This is a genomic window from Halomonas sp. 3D7M (assembly GCF_014897885.1).
Lineage (GTDB): Bacteria > Pseudomonadota > Gammaproteobacteria > Pseudomonadales > Halomonadaceae > Vreelandella.
The window spans coordinates 1-8604 of the sequence record NZ_JABUZF010000082.1 but is presented as its reverse complement, the minus strand read 5'-3'; the positions used below and the strand labels follow the sequence as shown (position 1 = coordinate 8604).

General features: G+C 53.5%; 8 protein-coding genes. 5 read left to right on the top strand and 3 right to left on the bottom strand.

Annotation, left to right across the window (positions count from 1 at the left end; all coding sequences use genetic code 11):
• Positions 1-97 precede the first annotated feature (97 nt).
• Together INT22_RS03045 and INT22_RS03040 are read left to right on the top strand one after the other, a co-directional pair.
• Positions 98-679, top strand: coding sequence for a sigma-70 family RNA polymerase sigma factor (locus INT22_RS03045; protein ID WP_253920290.1), 582 nt, complete (start codon positions 98-100; stop codon positions 677-679).
• Entirely contained in the window at positions 676-1398 is a 723-nt protein-coding gene (locus tag INT22_RS03040; RefSeq protein ID WP_193067660.1) for an anti-sigma factor, read from the top strand. Before INT22_RS03045 ends, INT22_RS03040 begins: the two co-directional genes overlap by 4 nt.
• Positions 1399-1498: 100 nt before the next feature.
• Here the strand turns inward: INT22_RS03040 and malG are convergent, their stop codons facing one another.
• The 3 genes from malG to malE all read right to left on the bottom strand — a co-directional run bounded on the left by malG (position 1499) and on the right by malE (position 5217).
• Positions 1499-2389, bottom strand: coding sequence for a maltose ABC transporter permease MalG (malG, locus tag INT22_RS03035; RefSeq protein ID WP_030069051.1), 891 nt, complete (start codon positions 2387-2389; stop codon positions 1499-1501).
• Between the two features lie 10 nt (positions 2390-2399).
• On the bottom strand, positions 2400-3968 hold the full coding sequence (gene malF / locus INT22_RS03030) for a maltose ABC transporter permease MalF (protein ID WP_193067673.1): 1569 nt from the start codon (positions 3966-3968) through the stop codon (positions 2400-2402).
• A 61-nt stretch (positions 3969-4029) separates the two neighbouring features.
• The gene (malE, locus tag INT22_RS03025) at positions 4030-5217 is read right to left on the bottom strand and encodes a maltose/maltodextrin ABC transporter substrate-binding protein MalE (protein ID WP_083003041.1); all 1188 of its coding nucleotides are present in this window, start codon (positions 5215-5217) and stop codon (positions 4030-4032) included.
• Between the two features lie 376 nt (positions 5218-5593).
• Here malE and zwf point away from each other — a divergent pair, with 376 nt between their 5' ends.
• Genes zwf through INT22_RS03010 form a run of 3 tightly spaced genes read left to right on the top strand, consistent with a single transcriptional unit; the run spans position 5594 to position 8473 of the window.
• Complete coding sequence (zwf, locus tag INT22_RS03020; protein WP_193067659.1) at positions 5594-7087, top strand: glucose-6-phosphate dehydrogenase; 1494 nt, start codon at positions 5594-5596, stop codon at positions 7085-7087.
• Position 7088: 1 nt separating this feature from the next.
• Entirely contained in the window at positions 7089-7754 is a 666-nt protein-coding gene (gene pgl / locus INT22_RS03015) for a 6-phosphogluconolactonase (protein ID WP_193059439.1), read from the top strand.
• 56 nt (positions 7755-7810) lie between these two features.
• Positions 7811-8473 (top strand): bifunctional 4-hydroxy-2-oxoglutarate aldolase/2-dehydro-3-deoxy-phosphogluconate aldolase, encoded by a 663-nt coding sequence (locus tag INT22_RS03010; protein ID WP_038483316.1) that lies wholly within the window; start codon positions 7811-7813, stop codon positions 8471-8473.
• Positions 8474-8604: the final 131 nt, after the last annotated feature.

The following is an 8604-nucleotide window of genomic DNA, read 5'->3' as shown; positions in this document are numbered from 1 at the left end:
GAGGCTCGTCTCGCGAGTCTCTAGCCGCTATGCTAGCCAAAAGAGCGGCGATAACAGTAGTGGCGACTGTATCGGCGCGTCACCAGGGAGCTAGCAAGTGTCTGATATAGGCGTGTCTACGATAGCTAACGACTTCGATTATGCTGATGCACTTGCCCGCTGCGCGCGTGGTGAGCAAGCGGCGCTACATCAGCTTTATCGTCAAGAGGGTGCCAGACTGCTTGGCGTTGTCATGCGCATTGTGAAAGACCGCGGCATGGCTGAGGACATTGTCCACGATGCTTGCCTGAACATCTGGCAGCGAGCCGATAGTTTCGACCCCGAACGGGGCTCTGCGCGTACCTGGATATTCAGTATTGCCCGCCACTTAGCATTAAACGCTATTCGCCAGCGCGACCGAGAAATCAGGGTGGATATCAACGACCCAGGCGAGCTAGCCGATGATGATACCTATCAACAGTCATTATCGACAACGGCGGAAGCCTTTGACTGGCAGACTGGCCAACAGATGGATGAGTGCTTGCAGCAATTGGAAACCGAGCGCCGCAACTGTGTGCTACATGCCTACGTGGATGGGTTAAGTCATGCCGAGATTTCTGCACACACTGGCGCGCCGCTAGGCACTGTTAAAGCCTGGATTAAGCGAAGTTTGCTTCGCCTGCGGGAGTGTATGTCATGATGCGTTCAAACGAAAATGATGACCTTTATGCACTTGCAGGGGAGTACGTATTGGGTTCGTTACCCATCGCTGAGCGAGAAGCCTTTGAGGCACGTTTAGCCAACGACTCAAAATTACAGACCATCGTGGCTGACTGGGAAGAGCAGTTTTTCCCCTACACCGCGATCGTTGATCCTGTTACCCCATCAGATTATTTATGGCCGCGTATAGAGCGCAGCATGCACGCCGCATCGAAAAGATCAGCAGGTGTTCCTAGGGCGGCACCAACGCCACGCCGTTTGGTGCACAGCTTACCATTTTGGCGCGCCGCTACCGGCCTTGGTTTGGCTGCCGCGGTGACCATGGGCGTGATATTGACCAATGTCTCTACTGCACCAACAACGCCGGAATATATGGTGGTGCTGTTAGCGCCGCAAACTCAATCAGCCGGGTGGGTCGTACAGGCCGCCAACCGCCAGGAAATTCAACTGATTCCGTTAGGCGCTTTTGAAGTGCCCGAAGGCAAAGCACTGGAGTTCTGGACCAAGGCGGATGATTGGCAAGCGCCGGTTTCACTTGGCCTAGTAGAGCCAGGACAACCGTTGCGCCTGCGTTTAGACCAGTTACCGCCGCTTGAGAATAACCAGCTGTTTGAACTCACGCTAGAAGAGGACACTGGTTCGCCCACCGGTTTACCAACGGGCCCGATTGAGTTTATCGGCCGCGCGGTGGAGATTTAGCCAGCTTTTAAAAAACCGGCCCCATCAATAGAGCCGGTGACGAGCAAGTTGCTCAAGCGAGGAAGCGGGAGTGGTGTACTGAGTAGTTAAATCCAGGAAGTTAGCCTTTGACGCCCCCAGCGGTTAATCCGCCAATAATCCAGCGCTGACAGATCAAGAACGCGACGGTAATGGGCAGGCCGGAAAGCACTGCAGCGGCGGCAAAGTTACCCCAGCGCTGGTTGTGATCGGCAAGGTATTGTTGAGCACCTACCGCCAGGGTGAGCTTGTGCTCATCTACCAGCAGAACTGAGGCCATGGGGTACTCCATGATGCTCATCACAAAAGCCAGAATGAAAACCACCATCAAAATGGGAATCGACAGCGGCAGCAGAATGTAGCGGAACGCTTGCCAAGTGCTGGCACCATCGACCATAGCCGCTTCTTCCAACGAGCCATCAATCGACTCAAAGTAGCCTTTAATGGTCCAGATATGCAGCGCGACTGCGCCCAGTGATGCCACGATCAACGCGCCGTGGGTGTTGATGCCTAACCAGCCAACAAACTGCCCCAGTCGATCAAACAGGGCGTAGAGCGCCACAAGCGACAGTACGGCTGGGAACATCTGGAAAATCAGCATACCTTTCAAAAGCGGTTCTTTGCCTTTAAAGCGCATGCGTGCGAAGGCGTAAGCGCTCGTCGTCGCTAACATTAGAATCAGCACCGAAGAAACTACTGCCACTTTTATTGAGTTCCAAAGCCACAGCAGCACAGGGAAGGGTGGCTGTACAATACTGCCATCTGGGCGTTCCCAGGGAATTCCCAGTGCTAGTGACCAGTGTTCCAACGAGAAATTATTGGGAATTAAGCTGCCAGAGGCAAAGTTACCCTCGCGAAATGAGATTGAAATCACCAACAGTAGCGGGAAGACAATCAGCGAAACAAAGCAGATCAGTGCAAGGTGAGCGCCCAAGCGGCGCGCGCCCACAGAACGCGGTTGAACCATGGCCATGAGTAACCTCCTAAACCTTAACCTTGGAAAGGCGCAAATTAAGCAACGACATACCCGCGACCAAGAGGAAAATGAGCGTTGCGATGGCGGCTGCCAGCCCAAAGTTCTGTCCAGCATCCTGGAAGGCAATGCGGTAGGTGTAGCTGACCAATAGATCGGTGGTGCCTGCTGGGGTGCTGGCGCCCAAAATGTCGGGGTTGCCGCCCGTTAATAGCGCAATTAGCACAAAGTTATTGAAGTTAAATGCAAAGGCGGCAATCAATAGTGGTGTTAGCGGTTTAATGATCAGCGGCAGGGTAATCTTGAACAGGTTGGTAATAGGGCCTCCGCCATCTACCGCCGAGGCTTCGTAGAGATCTTGGGGGATGGCTTGGATTAGCCCCATGCATAGCAGCAACATATAGGGGTAGCCCAACCACGTATTAACAATCAGCAGCATGGAACGCGCTAACCACGGGTCGGTAAACCACTCTGGGCGAACACCAAACAGCGTGTCCAGAATCATGTTTACTTCACCGAAGTGTTGGTTAAACATGCCTTTAAAAATCAGGATGGAGATAAAGGCGGGCACGGCGTAGGGCAGAATTAACAGCGTGCGATAAACGGCTTTGCCCTTGAGTTGGTCCCACTGCAATAGTGACGCCAGCACAAAGCCAACGGCCAGGGTGAAGACCACCGTCAGTGCGGCAAACACAAAGGTCCACACAAAGATCTGCATGAAGGGACCGCGAATATCGGGATCGGTGAATATCTTCGTATAGTTGGTAAACCCTACATTGACTGGCCATCCCGGCGTGATTCTTTCGCCGTTATCAGCGACAAAAAATCCGCTAGCGGGGTCGGGGGTAAGAACGCGGTCATCGCGGCGATCATAAAGCGAGCCGTCTTCACGAGCTTCATAGCGATCTACCATAGGGGCAAACTGGCGTAACCCTGCCATACGCAGCTCCGCGCCATCCGGTGTCAGCAGCCTAAGCCCTTGCAGAGAATCACGTGCCTGGATAATAGCGCGCATTCCCAGTGGCTCTTGGGCAGGCGAAGCGTCTACTGCCTGAATGCCTATTTGGCGGGGTTCATGGTTGGCGAAGTTGAGCGGTGAAGAAACGAAACGCTGGGTCGTGTCTGCCTCACTGTTTTCCAGGTATAAGCGGACAAGCTCACCTTCTTGGTAAAGCGTTAACTCAAACGCGTTGCCTTCCTGTTGATAGGTTTGGCTCATCAGCTGGCCGCGCACGCGCTCTTCCGATAGCAGGTTGCTTGAGCTGTAATTACTAAAGCTAATGCCGATGGTGTAAAGCAGCGGGAAAATAACAAATACGCCGAGCCCCGCTACGGCAGGAAAAATATACCGGTGGCTCATTAACGTACGTTTGGTAAACACCACGCCTAGCGAGGCGCCCAGCACTAGAAAGAGCAGCGCAAACATCCACTGGCCGTTAAGGTGGAAGGCGACTACCAGCCATAACAGCGCGATTACCAAGGTGGCAATGACGCAGCGAAGTGCCCAGCGGGTGTAGCGTTCGGTGAGATGGCGAGAACGGTGACGGGGAAGGCCACGAGAGGCGTTAGTGGTATACATAGTGACATCCTGAAAGCTGCCCGGTGGCATTTTGGCTACCGGGCAGAAGGGCAGAAAAAGCTTACTGGCGCATACGCCGCGCAGCGGCATCCAGCGCTTCTTGGGGCGATTGACGTCCACTGCCGATGTTTTGAAGGGCGGGCTCCATGGCTGCCCAGAAAGCACCCATTTCAGGAATATTTGGCATGGGCATACCGACTTCAGCATTTTCAAGCGTCGCGGCAATGTTAGGGTTATCAGCAAGTTCAGCCTGATAATCGATATGGGCGACCGCTCCCAGTGACCCGTCGCTGTTGAATGTGTGCATGCCCTCTTCGCTAAGCAGGTAGTTTTCTAAAAACTCCACGGCGAGAAAATCATTGGGTGTGGCGGAGTTAATCATTGCCGTCATCACGCCAAACATGGGTTTAGCACGTTCATCACCCACTTTCGGCAGTAGCGCGACGCCGTAGTCAATTCCGCTACGCTCAAGGTTCGGCCAGGCCCATGGGCCGCTAATCATGGTAGCCACTTCGCCCTGGTTAAAGCGGGTATCCATCAAGTTGTAATCAGTGCCTCGGGGTAATACATCACTTTCAATTAGCTCAACCAACAGTTCTGCCCCTTGTAGGGCACCTTCGTTGTTAACGCCTATATCGCTGACGTCATAGCCGCTGTCAGTCTGCTTGAAAGGGTAGCCGCCGTTGGCCGCTAGTAAGGTCCAACCGTAATACGGCTCGCTGTAATCAAATAAGATGGCCTTTTTGCCGTCTTGAGAGAGCGTTTCGTCAAGCTTCATCAGCTCGGCAAAACTTTCTGGCGGTGTTTCTACCAGGGCTTTGTTATAAATGAGGCCCAGTGACTCTACCGATATCGGGTAGCCGTAGGTTTCACCATTCCACAGCGCAGCTTCCCAGGTGAAGTCGTAAAACGCTTCACGGAAGCTGTCACTTGGGGCGACTTGTTTCAATAAACCACTTTGTGCCCACTCACCCATGCGGTCGTGAGCCCAGATGACGATGTCTGGCCCTTGGCCACTTCCCGCCGCCTGCTGAAAGCGGTCGGTAAGGTTATCGGGAAATACCACCTCAACCTCGATGCCTGTTTCTTCACGAAACTGCTCGGCAACCTCACGAATGCCTTCTTGACCTTTATTATCACCCATCCAGATAGTCAGGCGATCGTCCTCAAACGCAACGGCGGGAAGGGCGACACTGGCAGCCAGCGTCGCGGTTAGAAGCGGCATCATGATGGGGCGAGACGTAGCCATAATGTAAATACCTCACTGTTGTTGTCGTAGAGTGCTGCGAGCATATTGATGAGCAGCGCTTTAGTCAGTGCCAGCGTCGCCAATTACGCTCAACGTCACCTCATCCTCAGGGGGCGTAGCGATGGCGTATCCAAGGGGCGTAGAGTGGAATAAAAGGTAACAATAAAGCGGTATAACGTTGGGTGTCTGCATCGGTGCTGATCAGAGATGGCACTGCTCAAAGAGAGAGGTAAATAACGTTAAAAGACGTAAATGGGGAGGCAATACTATTTTTTTGTAGTAAAATTACATGTAATGTTGCGTATAATGCCCGATATCAGATAGATTTTAGGTAATCTAACTACATTAGATCATCTAATTATAAATAGGAGCTGAGATGAGCCAGTCACAATCCCCGCTGGGCGATCAGAAGCACGCTATTGATTTAGCGCTGTTTGGGGCGCTGGGCGATCTTGCAATGCGCAAGCTGTTTCCTGCGCTTTATCACCTTGACCGTGAGGGCTTAATGCCCGAAAGCACACGGATTATGGGGCTGGCACGTCAAGCGCATGACACCGCTGCATTCCGTCAATTGGTAAGCGGCGCGCTGCAAAAGCGGCTGAAAAAAGATGAGCAGGATAAAGAGAGTCTCGAGCGTTTTCTAAATCGGCTTGACTATTGCCAGCTGGATTTCAAAAAAGCTGAGGGTTTCGAGCAAATACGTGAATGGCGCGAAGGCTCTGATCGCCCCATGGTGGTTTATTTATCCGTTGGCGCCATGATCTACGGCGATATTTGCCGCAACCTTGAGGCGAGTGGCAGCCTGGATGAGCAAACGCGGGTTATCGTTGAGAAGCCCATCGGCTACGATCTAGTGTCATCAGAAGAAGTTAACGACGCTATTGGGGCTGTTTTTCCTGAGTCGCGCATTTACCGTATTGACCACTATTTAGGTAAAGAAACGGTACAGAACCTGATTGCGCTGCGCTTTGCTAACCCGTTATTCGGGACGCAATGGAATCAGAACCATATTTCCCATGTAGAAATTACCGTTGCAGAAAAAGTCGGCATTGAAGGACGCTGGGGCTACTTCGATGATGCCGGGCAGCTTCGCGATATGGTGCAAAACCACTTGCTCCAATTGCTATGCTTGATTGCCATGGACCCGCCTTCCAACCTGGATGCCGACGCGATTCGTGATGAGAAAGTAAAAGTGCTTAAAGCCCTAAAGCCGTTTACCGGTGAAGCGCTGGGGCGTGATGTAGTACGTGGGCAATATACCGCGGGCACCAATGATGGTCAGCCGGTACCCGGCTACCTGGAAGAAGAAGGGGCGAATACCCAGAGCCAGACCGAAACCTTTGTGGCAATGAAAACAGAGGTTTCAAATTGGCGCTGGGCGGGTGTGCCGTTCTACCTGCGTACCGGTAAGCGCATGCCTGAAAAACTGTCCCAAATCGTGATCCACTTCCGCCAGCAGCCGCACTACATTTTTGATCCTGATCAGCGGGGGATTGCGTCTAACAAGCTGATCATTCGCCTGCAGCCGGATGAAGGGATCGCGCTTCAAGTGCTCACCAAAGACAGCGGTTTGCATAAAGGCATGCGTCTGCGTCCTGGTCCGTTGCACCTGGACTTTAACAGCGCGTTCCCCAAATCACGTATCCCAGATGCCTATGAGCGCTTGCTACTGGAAGTCATGAAAGGCCAACAGTATCTGTTCGTGCGCCGAGACGAAGTTGAGCACGCTTGGCGTTGGTGCGACCAACTCATCGACGGTTGGAAAGCCCGCGAAACCCCGCCGCGCCGTTATCCGGCAGGCTCTTGGGGGCCAGTCGCCTCCATCGCCATGATTACCCAAGATGGCCGCAGTTGGTACGAGGACTATTAATATGAGCGAAGCACGTCAAGCGCTAGCACAACAGCTGGCAGAAGCGGTCTTCCAGGCATTGGCCGAAGACTTGAGCCGCCAAGAGCGCGCGCTACTAGTCGTCTCGGGTGGCTCTACGCCGGTGCCATTTTTTAAAGCTCTGGCAGCCAAACCGCTGCCTTGGGAGCGCATTGATATCACGTTGGCCGACGAGCGCTGGGTGGATGAGGAAAGTAGCGATAGCAATGCCAAGCTGGTGCGCGAAAACCTGCTTCAAGGAGCGGCTGCGAACGCCAACTTCGTACCGCTAACCTCGGATGCCTCGACGCCGGAAGAAGGGGTTGATGAGGTTGCCAAACGCACGGCATCTCTGCCTTGGCCCGCCAGCGTTGTGATCTTGGGAATGGGCGGCGATGGCCATACGGCGTCGCTGTTCCCTGACAGTCTAGAACTAGGTTTAGCGCTCTCTACCGATGAGCCGCTTGTCGCTGTACGCACGCCTAGTCAGCCGCAGCCGCGTATTACCTTCTCGGCAGATCGCCTGCATCAGGCGCATCGACATATTTTACATATTACTGGCGATGATAAGCGCAGCGTATTGGCAAACGCCATGAATGGTGATGATGTCCGTAAGCTACCTATTCGCGCGTTTTTATCTTGCCCGTTAGCGATCTACTGGGCGCCGTAACGCCTGGGCTTTCGCCAATAAACGTTTGCCAGTAACACCTGCTTGGAGACTCACTGATGACAATCGATAAACAGCTACCCTCAACGCGCACTGCCGAGCTTGACAGCATCTGCTTAAAGGCCGAGGTCATTCCGGTGATTACCGTTGAGCGTCTTGAAGATGCGGTACCGCTAGGTCGCGCCTTGGTTGAAGGTGGCTTAAGCGTGTTGGAAATTACCTTGCGTACCGACTGCGCGCTGGAAGCAATTAAACGCATGAAAGAAGCGCTGCCGGGAGCCAGCATCGGTGTAGGTACCGTGTTAACGCCCGCGCAATACCGCCAAGCTGAACAGGTGGGCGCAGATTTTGTGGTGACCCCTGGCGCGACAGAAGCACTTTATCGCTATGGCGTAGAGAGCCCGGTGCCAATGTTGCCCGGCGTATCAACGATCTCTGAATTGATGACAGGCTGGCAGTACGGCTATCGCCGCTTCAAGTTTTTCCCGGCTGAGTCCAGCGGTGGTGCCAAAGCCATTAAAGCCTTTGGTGCGCCGATTCCCGAAGCACGCTTTTGCCCAACCGGCGGTATCACGGTTGATAACGCTGAAACCTACCTGTCACTACCCAATGTTATGTGTGTAGGCGGTTCTTGGCTAACACCGAAAGCCATGGTTGAAGCAGAGGATTGGGACGGTATTCGCGAGCTGGCCCGTCAGGCCGCTGAGCGTTTTCACCACTAACGAATACGATGTAAATCGACACGAGCACTCTCGTTACTTGCCTCACTGATATCGGGTCGTGTGGGTAAGTCATTTGCCCGAGCATATTGCCATGCTCGGGCTTTTTTATGGTGCGCCAGGCATGGCGCGCA

Coding starts and splice junctions, on each gene's coding strand:
- INT22_RS03040 (WP_193067660.1), top strand. CDS start 676: ATGATGCGTTCAAACGAAAATGATGACCTTTATGCACTTGCAGGGGAG.
- malG (WP_030069051.1), bottom strand. CDS start 2,389: ATGGCCATGGTTCAACCGCGTTCTGTGGGCGCGCGCCGCTTGGGCGCT.
- malF (WP_193067673.1), bottom strand. CDS start 3,968: ATGTATACCACTAACGCCTCTCGTGGCCTTCCCCGTCACCGTTCTCGC.
- malE (WP_083003041.1), bottom strand. CDS start 5,217: ATGGCTACGTCTCGCCCCATCATGATGCCGCTTCTAACCGCGACGCTG.
- zwf (WP_193067659.1), top strand. CDS start 5,594: ATGAGCCAGTCACAATCCCCGCTGGGCGATCAGAAGCACGCTATTGAT.
- pgl (WP_193059439.1), top strand. CDS start 7,089: ATGAGCGAAGCACGTCAAGCGCTAGCACAACAGCTGGCAGAAGCGGTC.
- INT22_RS03010 (WP_038483316.1), top strand. CDS start 7,811: ATGACAATCGATAAACAGCTACCCTCAACGCGCACTGCCGAGCTTGAC.